Annotated in this window: 14 protein-coding genes and 1 pseudogene; 9 read left to right on the top strand and 6 right to left on the bottom strand. The window is 67.7% G+C overall.

The window, feature by feature from the left end; translation table 11 throughout:
* Positions 1–4 precede the first annotated feature (4 nt).
* Positions 5–2,524 carry a CRISPR-associated helicase Cas3' gene (gene cas3, locus G7A98_RS02935; protein WP_163647991.1) on the bottom strand — a complete coding sequence of 840 codons (2,520 nt, stop codon included), beginning with the start codon at positions 2,522–2,524 and terminating at the stop codon, positions 5–7.
* Between the two features lie 252 nt (positions 2,525–2,776).
* On the opposite strand from cas3, the gene pyrC reads away from it, so the two are divergent.
* From pyrC to G7A98_RS02905, 6 genes are all read left to right on the top strand, one after another.
* On the top strand, positions 2,777–3,826 hold the full coding sequence (gene pyrC, locus G7A98_RS02930; protein WP_163647990.1) for a dihydroorotase: 1,050 nt from the start codon (positions 2,777–2,779) through the stop codon (positions 3,824–3,826).
* 110 nt (positions 3,827–3,936) lie between these two features.
* Positions 3,937–4,407: a MarR family transcriptional regulator gene (locus G7A98_RS02925; protein ID WP_163647989.1), complete on the top strand. Its 471-nt coding sequence runs from the start codon at positions 3,937–3,939 to the stop codon at positions 4,405–4,407.
* Positions 4,404–5,516, top strand: a complete 1,113-nt coding sequence (locus tag G7A98_RS02920) for an HlyD family secretion protein (protein WP_205596205.1) — start codon at positions 4,404–4,406, stop codon at positions 5,514–5,516. The genes G7A98_RS02925 and G7A98_RS02920 overlap by 4 nt, the downstream gene beginning before the upstream one ends.
* Positions 5,509–7,068: an MDR family MFS transporter gene (locus G7A98_RS02915; RefSeq protein ID WP_163647988.1), complete on the top strand. Its 1,560-nt coding sequence runs from the start codon at positions 5,509–5,511 to the stop codon at positions 7,066–7,068. Before G7A98_RS02920 ends, G7A98_RS02915 begins: the two co-directional genes overlap by 8 nt.
* Before the next feature lie 130 nt (positions 7,069–7,198).
* Positions 7,199–8,401: an MFS transporter gene (locus tag G7A98_RS02910; protein ID WP_163647987.1), complete on the top strand. Its 1,203-nt coding sequence runs from the start codon at positions 7,199–7,201 to the stop codon at positions 8,399–8,401.
* 82 nt (positions 8,402–8,483) lie between these two features.
* The gene (locus tag G7A98_RS02905) at positions 8,484–8,786 is read left to right on the top strand and encodes a hypothetical protein (protein ID WP_163647986.1); all 303 of its coding nucleotides are present in this window, start codon (positions 8,484–8,486) and stop codon (positions 8,784–8,786) included.
* Between the two features lie 35 nt (positions 8,787–8,821).
* Here the strand turns inward: G7A98_RS02905 and G7A98_RS02900 are convergent, their stop codons facing one another.
* Positions 8,822–10,024: an MFS transporter gene (locus G7A98_RS02900; RefSeq protein WP_163647985.1), complete on the bottom strand. Its 1,203-nt coding sequence runs from the start codon at positions 10,022–10,024 to the stop codon at positions 8,822–8,824.
* Positions 10,025–10,199: 175 nt separating this feature from the next.
* A complete protein-coding gene (locus G7A98_RS02895; protein ID WP_163647984.1) occupies positions 10,200–10,643 on the bottom strand; it encodes a cupin domain-containing protein in 444 nt (147 codons plus the stop codon).
* Positions 10,644–10,753: 110 nt separating this feature from the next.
* Here G7A98_RS02895 and G7A98_RS02890 point away from each other — a divergent pair, with 110 nt between their 5' ends.
* Positions 10,754–11,650 carry a LysR family transcriptional regulator gene (locus G7A98_RS02890; protein ID WP_163647983.1) on the top strand — a complete coding sequence of 299 codons (897 nt, stop codon included), beginning with the start codon at positions 10,754–10,756 and terminating at the stop codon, positions 11,648–11,650.
* 175 nt (positions 11,651–11,825) lie between these two features.
* A complete protein-coding gene (locus G7A98_RS02885) occupies positions 11,826–12,578 on the top strand; it encodes an SDR family NAD(P)-dependent oxidoreductase (protein ID WP_163647982.1) in 753 nt (250 codons plus the stop codon).
* Positions 12,579–12,639: 61 nt separating this feature from the next.
* Here the strand turns inward: G7A98_RS02885 and G7A98_RS02880 are convergent.
* Positions 12,640–13,520, bottom strand: a pseudogene (locus G7A98_RS02880) (LysR family transcriptional regulator).
* Positions 13,521–13,745: 225 nt separating this feature from the next.
* On the opposite strand from G7A98_RS02880, the gene salA reads away from it, so the two are divergent.
* Complete coding sequence (gene salA, locus G7A98_RS02875) at positions 13,746–15,050, top strand: salicylate 1-monooxygenase (RefSeq protein ID WP_163647981.1); 1,305 nt, start codon at positions 13,746–13,748, stop codon at positions 15,048–15,050.
* Between the two features lie 425 nt (positions 15,051–15,475).
* Here the strand turns inward: salA and G7A98_RS02870 are convergent, their stop codons facing one another.
* Positions 15,476–15,817, bottom strand: coding sequence for a TraR/DksA C4-type zinc finger protein (locus tag G7A98_RS02870; protein ID WP_163647980.1), 342 nt, complete (start codon positions 15,815–15,817; stop codon positions 15,476–15,478).
* An 89-nt stretch (positions 15,818–15,906) separates the two neighbouring features.
* The gene (locus tag G7A98_RS02865) at positions 15,907–17,007 is read right to left on the bottom strand and encodes a phosphotransferase (RefSeq protein WP_163647979.1); all 1,101 of its coding nucleotides are present in this window, start codon (positions 17,005–17,007) and stop codon (positions 15,907–15,909) included.
* Between the last annotated feature and the right edge of the window lie 55 nt (positions 17,008–17,062).

Raw genomic sequence — 17,062 nt, 5'->3', positions numbered from 1 at the left:
GCTTTTAATGCTCCCTTATTGGCGGTTTTAGTCCGGCACGGTCATAAGTGAAGTGCCGTTCGCCGACGTTGATGGTTAGGCCGTTATTCGTGGTCGTGACGCTGATCATCTCTTCCCCGCTCAGGCCTTTGCACCAGTGGGCCGGCGGCGCCAGACGGCTCACCGGCAGGCCGAATGCCCCGAGCGTGTCAGGTGGCAGTTCCCAGAGCGGGCCGAGCGCGCCCAGTCGCGTCTGTACCGTCTCGTCCGCGTCGGGAAAGCGTTCCGGAAAGGGTGCCGTGCGTTGTAGCACCAGCATGCGGGCGTGCTGATCTTCAGCGAGCGTCGTCGCGACGACCGCCTGGGTATACGTTTGCCAGCCCATCTCGACATCGATCGCGTCCAGCGCTTCGGGGTGGGTGGCCAGTTCCACGAGTTCGCGATTATGTTCTGGGATGCACCAGCATTCGCGGGTTTCCGCCAGCCGCCTTGTGGCCTCGATGATACGCAGATCCATATAGATCCCGCACAGTACGCCCTGGCTCTGCCAGGCGCCTAGACCGTTCTCGAAGTGCTGATTGCGAGCCAGCGCATCCAGGCCACTCTCCGGGCAGAGAATATGCACCACGGGTTGCTCGAATCCCGCAGGCCGGGGTCGCTCATGGCGATGAAGGCGGCCAATGCGCTGGAGCAGAACATCCATCGGGCAGAGGTCGGTCATCAGGATGTCCGCGTCGATATCCAATGACTGTTCGAGCGTTTGAGTTCCCACCGCGATGACTGGCCGCGCCGGCGCGCCTTTGCCGAAGGCTCGCTCCACGGCGGCATCGAGGCGGCGTCGATCCTCTGCCGCGAAGCGGCTGTGGTGTAGCGCCGGCTGACCTTCTACCTGGAGACAGAGTTGCGGCGCGACGTCGCAGATGGCCTGCCAGGTGGCGACAGCCTGATCCACGGTGTTGCGAATCACCAGCACGCGGGCGCCACTGTGTGCCGCCTCGAGTGCGAGGCGGGCGCAGCGTGACGGGTCCATGGTCGGCTCGAGTCGTGGTCTCACCGTTTTTACACCGGCACTGTTGGCGCCCTCGGCTTGCAGTGGCTCGTCACTGCCCGAGTGCCAGAGCGCCGGATAGGCACTGTGTCTTGCCTGTTCCAGCCCAGGCAGCGATTGGCTGAGCCATTCAGCGCGCTCCACCGACCCCAGGGTCGCCGACATCAGCAGTGCCTGGCCGCCCAGCGCCATGTGGTCGCGGACGAGGGTGCGCGCGATGCGGTTCATGTAGGTATCCGAGGCATGGACCTCGTCGATGACCAGCAGGCTGCGTGACAGTGCCGCCCCGCGTAGATGGGCGTGTTTGGCCTGAAGGCCGGCGATCAGCACCTGGTCGATGGTACCCACCGCCACCGGCGCGGCGAGAAAGCGGGTGGCGTGTTCCGCTGCCCAGTGCTCCCGTCCGTCGTCCCAGCGAACCTCGAAGCCGGGCAGTCGCACGCCTTCGGCTTCACCCGCCTGAAGCTGGCCGGGCACGGCGAGAATCGTTTCAGGGCCGCCGATCCGTCGCATGATGCACTCGACGCGCTTGAACAGCTGCCAGGCGGCGGCTCGAGTCGGCACCGCGAAATAGAGCGCATCGACGCTACCGGCTGAGCGTAACCGGGCAAAGTGCCAGAGCGCGGCCTCGGTTTTTCCCGACCCGGTTTCGGCCTCCAGAATGGCCAGCGCGGTGGTCGTGGGCAGTTCTCCGATCAGCGCTTGTACGCCGTGGGGCCGGTGGAAGCCGGTCAAGGCTTCAAAATCCGGGGGCGTATCCGGCCAGGCGGTATCGGTCATGCCTACCCGGCGCAGGGCAGTTATCGCCCGTTTCCGGGCGCGCGCGGCGTAGCCGTCGATATCGAGCGTCAACTCATGCGAGAAGGCGCGTTCGTCCGAGCCGATCCAGTCGGCCAGTGCCAGCAAGCCGGCGAAAAGGTGGATGAGCGGTGGCCGGGTCAGGGCCTCGGGATCCCCCCAGGCGGCATCGCCAAACCAGGCGTGTAGCGCTTCGCCCATATGATTCTCTTCGGCGCACCAGTCGTAACCCGCTACCGATGGCCAATTGGCCGAGTTTTCCAGTTGGGTCGGACGACCGTGATGGGCAAATAGCGCGCGAAACCACGCCAGCCCATCTTCCAGAGGAATCAGGGGTTGCAGCAGTTCATGGGCAGCCCCGTCCATGGCCTCGCCGCGCTTGTGCAGGCCATCCAGCCAGCGCCAACCCTCGGCAAGGTGGCTGCGCAGATCACGCCGACGGTTCTGGGGCCACGCTTTCGCCTGAAAGCGTGGCGAGAGCTTGCCAATGTCGTGCAGAAAGGCGAAGGCCGCCAGCCATTGGCACTCGGCCTGGGTCAGTGCTCGGCCGGCGGCACGCGCCAGGCGTACGGCGATGACCGGATGCTGAACGAGCTGCTCCAGCACGGCAGCCACATCCATGCTGTGATGGGCCAAGTGGTGAGAGGGTAGGCCATCAGCGTTTGTTTTCCCCCAAGCGGGATCATTCGCGGAAGTCATGACTCGAGATGCCTTTTCGAGACCATTGAGTGAGATGCCTCTGGTCATGCAGTTGATGAGTAGGTGAGAACCAATAGGTACGAGCATGCGATACCCGACACTTTATCCACGAAAATGTTTATTGACAGGTATAGCGTTTGGACCGGTTGCTGCACCGTCTTGCCCTACCGGTGTACCGAGCACCGCCGGGCTTACGACTCTTGGCTCTGATAAGATACGAGCCCCTTCGCTCACGCCTGCCAGGAGTTTCCGATGACCGCATCCCCCTCCACCCTGCGCATCCGCCGCCCCGACGACTGGCACCTGCACCTGCGTGACGGCGACCTGATGGCCGCGGTGCTGCCCCACACCAGCGCCGTCTACGCCCGGGCCATCGTCATGCCCAACCTGGCGCCGCCGGTGACCACCCTGGAGGCGGCCGAGGCCTATCGCCGGCGCATCCTCGACGCCCTGCCGGCCGGCCATGACTTCACCCCGCTGATGACCTGCTATCTCAACGAGAGCGTCACCGCGCAGACGCTGGAGGAGGGCCATGCCCGGGGACTGTTGACCGCCGCCAAGCTCTACCCGGCCAACGCCACCACCAACTCGGCTCACGGGGTGCGCGACGTCAAGGCGATCTACCCGCTGTTCGAGACCATGCAGCGCATCGGCATGCCGCTGCTGATCCACGGCGAGGTGACCGACGCCGCGGTGGACATCTTCGACCGCGAGAAGGTGTTCATCGATACGGTGATGGAGGACATCCGCCGCCAGTTCCCCGCCCTCAAGGTGGTTTTCGAGCACATCACCACCGCCGAGGCCGCCCAGTACGTGCTCGAGGGCAGCGAAACCCTGGCGGCGACGGTCACCCCCCAGCATCTGGCCCACAACCGCAACGACATGCTGGTCGGCGGCATCCGCCCGCACCTCTACTGCCTGCCGATCCTCAAGCGCGGCAGCCACCAGCAGGCGCTGCGCGACGCCGTGGCCAGCGGCCATCCGCGCTTCTTCCTGGGCACCGACTCGGCCCCGCACCTGGCCCACACCAAGGAGACCGCCTGCGGCTGCGCCGGGGTGTTCAACGTGCCCCATGCGCTGGAGGTCTACGCCACGGTGTTCGAGGCGATCGGCGCGCTCGCGCACTTCGAGGCCTTCTGCGCGGAGAACGGGCCGCGCTTCTACGGCCTGCCGCTCAACGAGGGCACGCTCGAGCTCGAGCGCCGGCCATGCGACGTGCCGGAGACGATCGCCTGCGGCGAGGAGCACCTGGTGCCGTTCCGGGCCGGCGAGACGCTGCCCTGGCGGCTGCGGCGGGACTGAGGCGGCGACCATCGGCCACCCCGGCATCCTCGACGCTCGGGGTGGCCGGGGGCATGGCAAGGCACTATGATAGTTCGTTAGCTATTCATGTGTCTGGGGAACAATTTGCCATGCCCACTACCCGTAGCTCATCCCGCGAACGCTTCGGCGCCCAGCTCGGCCAGGTGGCCCGGCTGTGGCGTGCCGAGATCGACCGGCGCCTGGCGCCCTACGGCCTGACCGAGTCGCGCTGGCGCATCCTCTGGCAGCTGTCCCGCGCCCGCGAGCCGCTGACCCAGAAGGCGCTGGCCGCGGCGGTCAACGTCCAGGGGCCGACCCTGGTGCGTTCCCTGGACACCCTGGAGAGCGAGGGCCTGATCGAGCGCCGGACGGTGCCCGGCGATCGGCGCATCAAGGTGGTCGAACTGACCGTGCGCGCGACGCCGATCCTCGAGCGCATCCAGACGGTGGTGACCGGCGTGCGCGCCGAGCTCTTCGACGATATCGACCCGGCGGCCCTGGATACCTGCCTCGACGTGCTCGAGCGTCTCGCCGTGCGCCTGGGGGCCGACGAACCGGCCTCGGCGGAGCGCGGGGCGTGAGCGCCAAAGCGCCTCCCGAGACGCCCCGGCCGGTGCGGCGACCCTGGCGCCTGGCCGTCATCGTGGCGCTGGTGCTGGGCGTGGCGGGGGCGGGCGGCGGCTGGCTCTATCGGCAGCTGACCCACGTCAACGTCATCGATGCCCGGGTCGCCGCCGACATGGTGGTGCTGGGCAGCCAGGTGGCCGGGCGGGTGACCGGCGTCAGGGTGATCGCCGGCGACACGGCCGGCCAGGGGCAGGTGCTGGTGACGCTCGACGAGCGCCGCAACCGGCTGCGTGTCGAGGAGCTCGACGCCCGCCTCCAGGCGCTGGTCGCCGAGCGTGACGAGACTCGCGCGCGGCTCACCATGGTCGACCATCAGACCGGCAGCGCCATCGAGGCCCGGCAGGCCGAAATCGATGCCGCCCGCTCGGCGCTGAGCTCGGCACAGGCGCAGCGCGATCTGGCGCGCCTCGACGACCGGCGCGCCGCCAGGCTGGTCGGGCAGGGCGCGGTCAACCAGGCCCGGGCCGACAAGACGCGCACGGCGCTGGCGACCGCCCGGGAGGCGGTGAAGAGCGCCCGGGCCCGGTTGCACAACGCCGAGGCGGCCCTCGCCGAGGCGCGTGCCGATCGCGAGCAGCTCGGCGTGCTCAGGCGCCGGCTGGCGGGCCTCGAGGCCCAGGCCCATGCCCTGCGCGCGCAGCGCGACCAGGCGCGACTGGATCTCGACGACCGCACCCTGAGCATGCCCTTCGACGGCGTCGTCGACCGGGTCTTCGTCGATCCCGGCGAGTACGTCAGCGTCGGCCAGCGGCTGGCGATGGTGCACGACCCGCAGGCGGTGCGGGTCGAGGCCAACGTCAAGGAGACCGCCATCCGCCACTTCGCGCCGGGCCAGGCGGTGACGGTGCACGTGGATGCGCTGCCCGAGCGGACCTTCACCGGGACCGTCGAGCGGGTGGGGCAGGCCGCGACCAGCGAGTTCGCCCTGCTGCCCAGCCCCAACCCCAGCGGCAACTTCACCAAGATCACCCAGCGCCTGCCGCTGCGGGTCAGCGTGGCCCAGCGCGACGGGCTGCTCAAGCCGGGGATGATGGCCGAGCTGGAGGCCCGCCCCGGTGGCTGAGGCGGCGCGTCCCGACAGCATCGACGCTCTGTTCGCGCGCTACGGCCCGGCCTACCGCTACTGGGTGACCCTGACGGCGATGATGGGCACCATCTCCACGGTGCTCACCGCCACCATCATCAACGTCGCGCTGCCCGACATCATGGGCGCCTTCGGCATGGGCCAGGACACCGCGCAGCTGCTGTCCACCGGCTTCCTGGCGGCGATGACCGGCACCATGCTGCTCAACGCCTGGCTGGTGGACGCGGTGGGCCAGCGCGCCACCTACCTGATCGCCATGGGCGTGTTCAGTGCCGCCTCGATCCTCGGCGGGCTGGCCACCAGCGAGACCCTGCTGATCACCGCGCGGCTGTTGCAGGGGGCGGCGGCGGGCATCCTGCAGCCGCTGGCGATGCAGGTGATCTTCCAGGTCTTCCCGCCCGAGCGGCGTGGTTCGGCCATGGGGGTCTACGGCATCGGCGTGGTGCTGGCACCGGCGCTTGGGCCGACCCTGGGCGGCATCCTGGTCGACAGCTTCAGCTGGCGCTACGTGTTCTTCATCGCCCTGCCGTTCAGCCTGCTGGGGCCCTTTCTGGGCCTGCTGTTCATGCCGGGGCGCGCCCATGACGGCCCGGTCCGGCGCTTCGACTGGCTCGGCTTCGCGCTGCTCACGGTATTTCTGGTGACCCTGCTCGACGGCTTGTCCAGCGGCCAGCGCGAGGGCTGGCGCTCGGACGCCATCCTCGTCGAGTTCAGCGTGGCCATCGTGACCTTCATCGCCTTCGTGGCCTGGGAACTGAAGACCGCGACCCCGCTGCTCAACCTCGGCCTGTTCTCGCGCCGGGTGTTCTCGAGCGCGGCGGTGGTGGCGTTCATCTTCGGCGCCGGCATCTACGGATCCACCTACCTCATTCCGCTGTTCGTGCAGACCATCCAGGGCTACACGCCGACCCGCTCGGGGCTGCTGCTGATGCCGGCCGGCTTCGTGCTGGCGCTGGTCTTCCCGCTCGCCGGGCGCGCCACCGACCGCACGCCGCCGCCGCTGACCATGAGCCTGGGGCTGGCCATCTTCGCGCTGTCGTGTTTCCTGATGACCGCCGCCGACACCGACACGCCGTTCTGGACCTTCGCCGGCTGGATCGTGGTCGGGCGCATCGGCCTGGGGCTGGTGCTGCCCAGCCTCAACGCCGGCGCCCTGGCGGCCCTGCCGCCGGTCCTGCTGGGGCAGGGCAGCGGGGCGATCAACTTCGTGCGCCAGCTGGGCGGCGCGTTCGGCGTCAACGGGCTGTCGCTGCTGCTGAGTCACAGTACCCAGCGCTACGCCCAGGCCTTCACCGCCGCCCAGGACGGCACCCACACCGCCACGACGGCCTTCCTGCAGGCGAGCACGTCGCTGCTGGCCCAGAGCGGGCTGGCCGAGCCGGAACGCCAGGCCGTCGCCGGGCGCTATCTCGACCAGGTGATCGCCCTGCAGAGCCAGATGATGGGCTTTCGCGAGAGCTTCTTGAGCGTGGCGCTGCTGTTCCTGGCGGCGCTGCTACCGACGCTGCTGATGGCGCGCATCTCCCGGTGAGGCCGCCGTCCCGACTCGATGACGTCCGGATCTTATACGTAAGTCGCATTTCTGGAACAATGGCGCGCTTGTCAGCGCCGGGCCGCCATCGGCCCGCCGCACACCGCACCATCGCACAGGGAGAGTCCTCATGACGCAGGCCGCCATTGCGCCGGTCACCCGCCCGCGCCTCGCTGAGTTCGCCCTGGCGCTGGGCGGATTCGGCATCGGTACCGGAGAGTTCGTGATCATGGGACTGGTGAGCCGGGTGGCGAATGACCTGCAGGTGCCGGTACCCGATGTCGGCTACGCCATCAGCAGCTATGCGCTGGGCGTGGTGGTCGGGGCACCGCTGATCTCCGCGCTGGCGGCGCGGCTGCCGCGGCGGGCCCTGCTGATCGCGCTGATGCTGGTGTTCGCCATCGGCAACATCGCCAGCGCCTTCGCGCCCGGCTTCGGGGCCTTCGTGCTGCTGCGCTTTCTCGCCGGGCTGCCCCACGGCGCCTATTTCGGCGTCGCCGCGCTGGTCGCGGCGGCGGCGGTGCCCATCGATGAACGGGCCCGGGCGGTGAGCCGGGTGATGCTGGGGCTGACCACGGCGATCCTGGTCGGTGCGCCGCTGGGCACCTGGGCGGGCAATCTGCTCGGCTGGCAGGTCGCCTTCGCCGGCGTGGGCGGTATCGCCCTGCTCACCGCGCTGCTGATCCGGCTGTGGGTCCCGGCGTCGCCGGCCGACCCGCAGGCCAGTCCGAAACGCGAGCTCGGCGCGCTGCTCAAGCAGCGTGTGCTGTTCACGCTGGGCATCGCCGGCATCGGCTTCGGCGGCATGTTCGCGGTGTTCAGCTACGTCATGCCGACCCTGACCCGGCAGGCCGGCATGAGCGAGGCGCTGGGGCCGCTGGTGCTGGTGGTGTTCGGCGTCGGCACCATCCTCGGCAACCTGGTCGGTGCGCGTGCCGCCGACCGCAACCTGATGCGGGCGATTCCCGGCATCCTGCTCTGGTGCCTGGCCGTGCAGGGGCTGTTCTACGTGGCCGCCAACAGCGTGGCCTGGGGGCTGCTGTTCGTCGGCCTGGTGGGCACCAGCATGGCGCTGGGGCCGACCCTGCAGACGCGGCTGATGGATGTCGCCGAGGATGCCCAGACCATGGCCGCCTCGCTCAACCATGCCGCCTTCAACGGCGCCAACGCGCTGGGTGCCTGGCTGGCCGGCGTGACCGTCAAGCAGGGCTTCGCCTGGTCCTCGACCGGGCTGGTCGGGGCCGCGCTGGCTGCGGGCGGGCTCCTGATCTTCGCCCTGGGGCTGTGGGCGGAGCGGAGAGTGGCCGGCAATGCGTCACCGGGCCGCACCTGAGGGAAAGGGGCCTGGCGTATAATCCGTCCCGACCGGAGGGACGCCTCCGCCTTCGCCGACATCAAGAGTTCGGGAGACATCCATGCAGAATCTGATCGTGTCGTGCCTCGTCATGGTGGTCTCGGCGATTCTGGTCGCGGGCAGCTACCTGCTGTCGGAAGACCGGCTCGACGAGCGCGTCGCCGGGCATATCGCCGACACCCTGGGTACCGACCAGACCGTCGCGGTGACCATCGACAAGAAGGTCAACAACGATTACGGCGTCTGCGGGCGCTACACGCTGCCGTCTGGAGAGGGCCGCGCCTTCTTCTACAACGAGGTCAACGGCCACATGGCCCTGAAGAAGGACACCGAGCGCTACCGGATCAACTGCCTCGATACCTGAAGACAGCCGGCCTAGCCGGGCTCCAGTGACAGGCCTCACGCCGGCTGGCGGGCGGCCTCCTTCAGCGGCTGCCAGGCCAGCAGCCAGCCCAGGGTCACCATGGCCGCCATCAGCGCCAGGATGGTGACGAACGCCACGCCGGCGTCCAGCAGTACCCCGAAGAAGGCCGGGGCCAGGCCGGAGGCGAACACCATGCCGGCCGAGAACACCGAACGCAGCTTCGCCAGGTTGTCGCTGCCCCAGAGCTGGATGAGCAGGCTGGTGACGGTGGGCTCCTGCATGCCGGTGACCAGCCCGGAGAGCAGCATGTAGGCGAGGATGCCGTAGCCGTTCTCCAGGGCGATGGCGACGAGCAGCCCGGCGACGAGCGGCAGCAGGTAGACCCGCCCCATGAGCGAGGCCCCGAGCCGGTCGACGAGACGCCCGGCGATCAGCGAGCCGATGACGCGCCCGGAGGCCGCCAGCGCGAAGCCGAGCGCAAAGACCGCGGGACTGGCGCCGAACTCGGCGGTCAATTCGCTCTGGAAGACGAAGATGCCCGTGTTGACGATGGCGATCGACAGCATCATCAGGCTCAGCCGCCAGAAGCGGGTGTCCATCAGGGGGCGGGGCGAGTGGGCGCTCGCTCGCGGCGCGTCGCGGGGCGTTGCGGGGGCCGTCGCGGGCCCGACAGGCGCCCGGGCGAGCAGGGGCAGCCAGACCACCAGCAGGATGCCGAGCAGCGTCCAGAGCAGTTCCCGCCAGCTGATCAGCTGCAGGGCGCCGGTGGTGATCGACGGCAGCACGGCCTCGCCGACAGGCATGGCCAGCGTCACCAGGGCCAGGGCGCTGCCGCGTGCCTCGGGCACCTGCTTGGCGACGGTCGTCGTGCCGAGGTGCGTGAACAGCCCCTGACCGCAGAAGCGGATCAGCCCCAGCCCCGCCAGGGCCGCGCCCAGCCAGGGTGACAGGGTCAACAGCAGGATGCCGAGGCTCATGCCCAGCACCACGAAGACGGCAAAGCGGCGCGGCGCAATCCAGTCGAGCATGGGGCCGATGAAGAAGATCAGAAACCCCGAGGTCAGCGTGAGCAGCGAATAGGCGATGCCGAACTCCCCGCTGCTCAGGGAAAAGGCCTCGGCAATCGCGGGCTGAAAATAGCCGACCAGGAAGGTCTGGCCCAGGTTGCCCGAGAAGATCGCGATGAAGCCGAAGGCCAGTATTGCCGGGTACTGCCGAATCACGTCCCTGTAGTTCATGCGGCGGATGCATCCTCCTGTCGGCGCCCCTGGCGGAGATGCCGGGCGTTGTCGTGGCGGGTACAGGAGGCCAGATTAGCATTTCCCGGAATGGCCCGAAGGGGCGCTCAGTTCCGATCGCTTTTCCGGAATGCATCGCGTGAAAACGCTCCCCGAGCGGGTGAAACAGGGGAGATCAGTCCTTCTTGACCGGACCGGCGAGGTAGACGTCGTCCGTGACGGGCTCCATCCACTCGACCGGAGAGCCATTCTGGGCTTCCTGGATGGCGACGTGCTGCATCGCCGTCTTGTCGGTCGCACCGTGCCAGTGGCGGCGCCCACAGTTGCACCAGATCAGGTCGCCGGGACGGATCTCGGTCTTCGGGCCGCCCTCGCACTGGGTCCAGCCCACGCCGTCGGTGACCAGCAGGATCTGGCCAACCGGATGCGTGTGCCAGTTGGTGCGCCCACCCGGTTCGAAATTGACGACGGCAACGCCCACTCGCGACGGCTCCGGGGCATTGAAGACCCGGTCGATGCGAACATTGCCGGTGAAATAGTCGCTGGGCCCCTGGATGGCGTCGGTGGAACCGGCGCGCTGGACCCGCATGTCCTCTGACGGTGTGTGGGTCTCGCTCATGGCAACCTCCTGTGAGGGTTCCGTTTCATGACTTCAGTGAAACGGTAGCAGACGGCGATTGAGTGCAGTATATGTAAAATCCTGAATGCAGAATGAAGTGAGGCTTCACAATGACAGGGCCCCGGCTGGACGATCTCGCGGTCTTCGTGACGGTGGGGCGCGAGGGCAACTTCACCCGCGCCGCCGCGCATCTCGGTGTCTCGCCCTCGGCGGTGAGCCAGACGCTGCGCGGGCTGGAGGAGCGCCTCGGGGTCAGGCTGCTCACGCGCACCACGCGTCGCGTCACACGCACCGAGGCGGGCGAGAAACTGCTGCGGGAGTTGGCCCCGCTGCTGGATGCCATCGAGGCGCAGGTGGCGGCCGTGAGCGAGCTGCGGGAACGACCGGCGGGCACGGTGCGCATCACGGCGGACGAGTACGCGGCCCGCCATGTCCTGTGGCCGAAACTCCGGCCGTTGCTGGCCGCCTACCCCGAGCTCACCATCGAACTGACCACCGACTACGGGCTGACGGACATCGTCGCCGAACGCTTCGATGCCGGCGTGCGCCTGGGCGGCACCATCGCCGCCGACATGATCGCCGTGCCGATCGGGCCTCGCATGCGCCTGGTCACCGTGGCCGCCCCCGACTACCTGGCACGGCACGGTGCCCCCCGGACCCCGGCGGCGTTGACCGCGCATCGCTGCATCAACCTGCGCCTGCCGACCCATGGCGGGCTCTATGCCTGGGAGTTCGGCAGCGGCGAGCAGGAGTTCCGGGTCCGCGTCAGCGGGCCGCTGATCATGAACAGTGTCCTGCAGATCCTCGAGGCGTGTCTCGATGGCGCGGGGCTGGCGCAGCTGCCCGACGGGCTGGTGCAGACACACCTGGATGACGGCACGTTGCGGGAGGTCCTGGCCGAGTGGTCCGAGCCCTTCGCGGGCTATCACCTCTACTACCCCAACCGCCGCCAGCAGACCGCGGCCTTCCGGGTCGTGCTGGAGACGCTGCGCTCGCCCGGCGAGTGACCGGAGCCGGTTCGAGGGCAACGGTCGACGGGAGACATTGACGCGGATCAAGGCCTTGCGACAGCGATCGGGCAGCATGGACGGGAACGGGGCGCGGTCCGGCGGCGTGGTGACACGGGAACCCTGAATCGGCGAGCGACCCCCGTCCCTCTATCATCAGCAGGAGAGAGATCGCATGCGCATGCAGGGGAAGAGCGTCATCGTCACTGGCGGGGCCAGCGGCATCGGACTGGCGAGCGTGGAACGCTGCCTCGAGGAGGGGGCCAGCGTGGTCATCGCCGATATCGCGGGCAGCGATGGCGAGGCCCGGGCGGCGGCGCTGGATGACAAGCACGCCGGGCGCTGCCTGTTCAAGGCGTGTGACGTCACGGACTCCGCTCAGGTCGACCGGCTGTTCGAGGACACGGTGGCCGAGCTCGGCAGCGTGGATGCCGTGTTCAACAACGCCGGCATCGGCGGCATCTGCCCGACCGATGAACTGAGCGACGAGGAATACCTGCGGATCATCGACATCAACCTCAACGGTGTCTTCCGGGTGGCCCGGGCCGCATTGCGCGTGATGTATCGCCAGGGCAGCGGAAGCATCGTCAACTGCGCTTCCATCCTCGGCGTGTTCGGCCAGTCCCAGACCGCGGCCTACACCGCCGCCAAGGGCGGCGTGGTCAACCTGACCCGCACCCTGGCGCTCGAGGCCGCGCCGAAGGGCGTGCGGGTCAACGCCATCGGCCCGGGCTATATCGACACGCCGCTGCTCGCGGACCTGGATGACGAGCTGCTCCAGGGGTTGATCCGCCTGCATCCCCTCGGCCGCCTGGGACGCCCGCAGGAGGTCGCCAACGCCTTCCTGTTCCTGGCCGGCGACGAGGCCAGCTTCACCACCGGCACCACCCTGATGGTCGACGGGGGCTTCACCGCCGGCAAGTCGTGACGCGTCCCGCGGATACGCGAAAGCCGGCCAGGGCATGTCGGGTGCCCTGGCCGGCTTCCCGTTATTCAGAAAACATGTCGAAGACCAGGCTTCTCAGCCAGCGGGTTCCCGGGTCCTGATGAAAGCGGCGATGCCAGAAGAGATTGATGGGGATTTCCTCGAAAAGTAGAGGGTGTTCGCGTAGTTCCAGTCCGAGCCGATCCCGGGTCGCCCTGGCCAGCTTGTCCGTCACGGTCACCACCAGGTCGCTCTCGCTGATGATGTACGGGACGGCCGCGAAGTGGGGGAGCTTCAATCTCACGGGGCGCTCGATGCCGGCCCGGGCCAGCTGCTCTTCCACGATGCCGTGCCCGGTGTCCTTGGCGACGACCACCGCGTGCCGGGCGGCCATGAACGCCTCGACCCCGAAGTGCCCCCGGGCGAGGGGATGGCCACGACGCAGCAGGCAGACATAGCGCTGCGTGAATATCTCTGCTGATAGAAGCCGGCGCCCAGCTGAGGAATCAGCCCGATCGCCAGGTCGACATGGCCGTCCTCCATCTCCCGCTTCAGGTCGTCACTGTGACTGCGCACCGTGCTCAAGGCGACGCCGGGGGCTTCTCGGGAGAGGCGCTCGAGCAGGCGGGGCAGGAAGATGATCTCGCCGATATCGGTCATGGCGATCGTGAACGTGCGCCGGCTCGACTGCGGTGCGAAGTCGTCCGGACGGTTGAGGGTTTCCTGGAGAAGCGCCAGGGCCTCGGCAATGGAGGGGTGCAGGTCGGAGGCCAGGGGCGTGGGCATCAGCCCCCTGGAGGTGCGCTCGAAGAGTTCATCGCCGAATACTGTCCGCAGCCGCTTGAGCGCGTGGCTGATCGCGGGCTGAGTAATGCCCAGGCGCCGGGCGACGCGCTGGGTGTTCTGCTCCTGATAGAGAAGATCGAACACGACCAGCAGGTTCATGTCGATTTCCGAAAGCTTGATCATGGGGTTCCCGTCTTCCTGAGGCGCTTGCCCCCTTGTCGGCATGGGACAAAGGTCGCGTATCGAGGCGCGGGGTGATAGGCAAGCCTTTGATTCCCTTGTTTATCAACGCCATTTATAGCGTGTATTCCGGGCGCTGTGTGGTGGCAGCCGGGTCTGGTTTATAACGTCAGGGGCATCGCAACCCCTGACAGGTAGCTCGACATGTCACACGAAGCCTCACGCAAGCGTCTTTCCATCGGTATCGTCGGTGGTGGCATCGGCGGCGTGGCCCTTGCCGTGGCCCTCTCGCGGGACCCGGGTCTCGACGTCTCGCTCTTCGAAGCGGCACCGCAGTTCTCCGAGATCGGTGCCGGGGTGTCCTTCGGGCCCAACGCGGTGCAGGCCATCCGGCTCCTCGGACTCGAAGACCCCTACCGCCGTATTGCCGACTCTTCCCCGGCTCCCTTCGAGGATGTCTGGTTCGAGTGGCGTCGCGGCCGCGATGATGCCTATCTTACCGCTAGCCTGGCGCCGGGATGTGGCCAGTCCTCGGTTCATCGGGCCGACTTCCTGGACGCGATCGTGGCCAACCTGCCCGGCGGGATCGCGCAGTTCGGGAAACGCTGCATCGACGTGCAGCAGGACGAACGGGGGGCGACGGCGCACTTCGACGACGGCACCCGCTTCACCGGGGATATCCTGATCGGCTTCGACGGGATCAAGTCCGCGGTGCGCAAGCATGTGCTGCCCCCGGCTCACTACGGGGAGCTCGAGCCTTTCTGGAGCGGTACCTATGCCTATCGCGGCATGATACCCGTCCGGCAGCTGGAAGCGGCCATGGAGGACCGGGGCGTCAACCCGCGCCTCGCCGTGGTGCCGCAGATGTACCTGGGCTATGACCGCCACATCCTGACGTTCCCGGTCAAGCAGTCCGAGCTGATCAATGTGGTGGCCTTCCTGACCGATCGCGCCACGCCGACCCCCAGGCTGGCCGAGGGGGAGGCCTGGGTAAACGCCGTGACCCAGGCGGAACTGCTGGCTGTCTTCGACGGCTGGGGCGCGGCTTCCCGGGCGATCCTTGCCTGCATTCCCGAGCCGACGCGGTGGGCACTGCATGAGCTGCCGGCATTGCCCCGCTATCACCGCGATCGGGTGCTGATCGTGGGCGATGCGGCGCACGCCATGCTGCCTCACCAGGGCGCGGGCGCGGGTCAGGCCCTGGAAGACGCCTACGTGCTCGCCAGCCTGCTCACCGATGACGCCTGTACCCGGCATAGCGCGCCACAGGTGCTGGCGGCCTTCGCGGCGGTCCGTCATGCGCGAACCTGTCAGGTGCAGCGCACCTCCCATGAGGCCGGCGATCTCTACGAATACCGCATGCCCGGCATCGGCGATGACGGGGCGCGTCTCGCCGCCGAGCTGGAAACCCGTTTCGACTGGCTCTGGAACCATGACCCGCACGACGACGTCGCCGCGGCCAGGACCCACCTGGGCTGGGAACCCGTCTCGAACCCTGCCTTGGCCTGATGGCTGCCGGGAGGCAGGGCCGGGTCGGGGCGAGGCGGTTCAGCGGACCCCGGCCCGGTAGCTGTCGGGAAGAGGGCGAGGCCAGGCAGGCAGCGGTGAACCACCCCGACTTTCTCGGAGACCCGCTGGTTTGGGTCAGGCCGCCTTCTTGGCCTGACCTTGCTGCTGTACTGCCGACGTTTCTGGCTCATGATCAGGGCCTTCTGGTCGGTCTGATCAGAGCTTAGGCACTGTCTGAAAAGTCGACGAGCGAAGGTCAGACAAGGCAAAAATCAGCGAATAAGCGGAGTTTACGGGGTGTAAATGAGCATTTTGATCGGACTCGCGCCCGAGCTTATTTTTAACGCAGTATGGCCGAGCGCAGACAGTTTTCAGACAATGCCTAGGCGCCTGGTCCGAATTTCGGGGACCACTTCAGCCTCGTCTCACTCGGCACAATCGATACATTTCAGTACGGTCGGATCCCATTCCAGACGCTTGGCCGCGATCCACTCACCGCATACCAGGCATTCCCCGAAAGCCCCCCGGTCAAGGCGTTCCAGTGCAGCCTCGATTCTGAGAAGCGTCTGCTGCCTGCGGCCTTCTTCGGCCTTGGCCATGGCCTGCCCCTGCAAGGCGTCCATGCGGGAAAGCCGGCCGACCGCGGTCTGATCGAGTTCCACCGTTGTGCGAGAACTCTTGCTTTCCTCGCTCTGCTCCACCATTTCGGAACGCCGGCGTTTGAGTTGCTCCCTGATAGTGTCAGGGTCGATTTCGGGATGGTTCAAAATGCCACCTCACTGTTGTCGCACGCTATTTTTCAGGCAGCCCGGCCCACAGGATGGAGTCTAGGATAATGTGGCGTATCCGGGTGGCATCATGTCGTTTCCATGACCAGATGATGGCGAAGATAGCGGAACTCATCGGTGACACGAGCGACGATCGGGGTCGAAAGATAGTGAGCCACCCGGTCGGCGACATGCGAGATCAGCGCTGGATCGCTCAGTGACGTCGACCAGTCCTCACCACACGCCAGCGCGTCGCGCTCGCGACGATGCAAATTCCACCACTTGGCGCACCAGGTGATCGACCACAGCCACATGGCTCGGCGGGTAGCCAGCAGGGCCGCATCATCGGTCAACGGGTTGTCCGCCCCGAGCCGGGACTGCCATTGGCGATAGAAACGGACCACGGTCTCGGGGTCGAGCACCGCGTGGCTCGCCGGGTCCCAGGTGGTGGATGTGTACAGTGTGGCGTGGGCCAGGTCGAAGCCGGGATGACTGTAGCGGCATTTTTCCAGGTCCACCAGGACGGCCTTGCCTCGGGGCGTGATCAAGAAATTGCCGGGATGCGCGTCGAAGCTGATCAGGCAACGATGGGCGTCGATGCTTGCGGCCGGAACACTGTCGCCGTCCAGCGAGGCGAGCGTCGCATCGATGTGGCGCCGGGCCTCGGCGTCAAGCAGCTCGGGGGGTAGCGCATCGAGGTAGCCTGCCTGCGCCAGGACTTCCTCACGCATGGCCTGCCAGGGCGAGGGCGCACTGGCCAGCGGCGGGCGCGCCGTGGAGGCGGGCAGGGGCAGCCGGTGAATGGCGGCCAGTGCCTTGGCAATGCCGGGCAGATCCTCGGGGAGTCGCGCGGTACGTCCCGGGATGGCGGTGACCAGCAGGCCGCCGCGGGGCAGTGTCGCGTCGATGGGCAGTCGCCCGTGAAGCGCTGGGGTGTGGCCACTGGTGCTGGCGCGTCGATAGCAGGTCGCCTGGAAGTCCAGGTTGGCCTCGACGTCGAGTTGCATCTGGCTCTGCTTGGGCAGGCGTGCCACCCAGTCCATACCATTGCGGCGCGTGATCCAGATGTGTCCGTGGGCGAGCCCGGTATCGGGCATTGGCTGCAGGTCGACGATGTTCTCGTCGAGGCCGGCGAGATGCACGCGCAGTGCGTCGAGCTGCATGGCGAGGGGGGTGTCGGTCGTCGTCATGGGGCGGGTCCGGTTGAGCAACGGCGGCGCTTCAACAGAGGCGGCCCCGCTGGCT

The organism is Modicisalibacter sp. 'Wilcox' (assembly GCF_010993675.1).
Classification (GTDB): domain Bacteria; phylum Pseudomonadota; class Gammaproteobacteria; order Pseudomonadales; family Halomonadaceae; genus Modicisalibacter; species Modicisalibacter tunisiensis.
The sequence above is the reverse complement of the archived record's forward strand: the minus strand, read 5'-3'. Positions and strand labels throughout refer to the sequence as shown.

Bases quoted from the DNA above. Each gene is read 5' to 3' on its own strand.
- cas3 (WP_163647991.1), bottom strand. From the start codon at position 2,524: ATGACTTCCGCGAATGATCCCGCTTGGGGGAAAACAAACGCTGATGGC.
- pyrC (WP_163647990.1), top strand. From the start codon at position 2,777: ATGACCGCATCCCCCTCCACCCTGCGCATCCGCCGCCCCGACGACTGG.
- G7A98_RS02925 (WP_163647989.1), top strand. From the start codon at position 3,937: ATGCCCACTACCCGTAGCTCATCCCGCGAACGCTTCGGCGCCCAGCTC.
- G7A98_RS02910 (WP_163647987.1), top strand. From the start codon at position 7,199: ATGACGCAGGCCGCCATTGCGCCGGTCACCCGCCCGCGCCTCGCTGAG.
- G7A98_RS02905 (WP_163647986.1), top strand. From the start codon at position 8,484: ATGCAGAATCTGATCGTGTCGTGCCTCGTCATGGTGGTCTCGGCGATT.
- G7A98_RS02900 (WP_163647985.1), bottom strand. From the start codon at position 10,024: ATGAACTACAGGGACGTGATTCGGCAGTACCCGGCAATACTGGCCTTC.
- G7A98_RS02895 (WP_163647984.1), bottom strand. From the start codon at position 10,643: ATGAGCGAGACCCACACACCGTCAGAGGACATGCGGGTCCAGCGCGCC.
- G7A98_RS02890 (WP_163647983.1), top strand. From the start codon at position 10,754: ATGACAGGGCCCCGGCTGGACGATCTCGCGGTCTTCGTGACGGTGGGG.
- G7A98_RS02885 (WP_163647982.1), top strand. From the start codon at position 11,826: ATGCGCATGCAGGGGAAGAGCGTCATCGTCACTGGCGGGGCCAGCGGC.
- salA (WP_163647981.1), top strand. From the start codon at position 13,746: ATGTCACACGAAGCCTCACGCAAGCGTCTTTCCATCGGTATCGTCGGT.
- G7A98_RS02865 (WP_163647979.1), bottom strand. From the start codon at position 17,007: ATGACGACGACCGACACCCCCCTCGCCATGCAGCTCGACGCACTGCGC.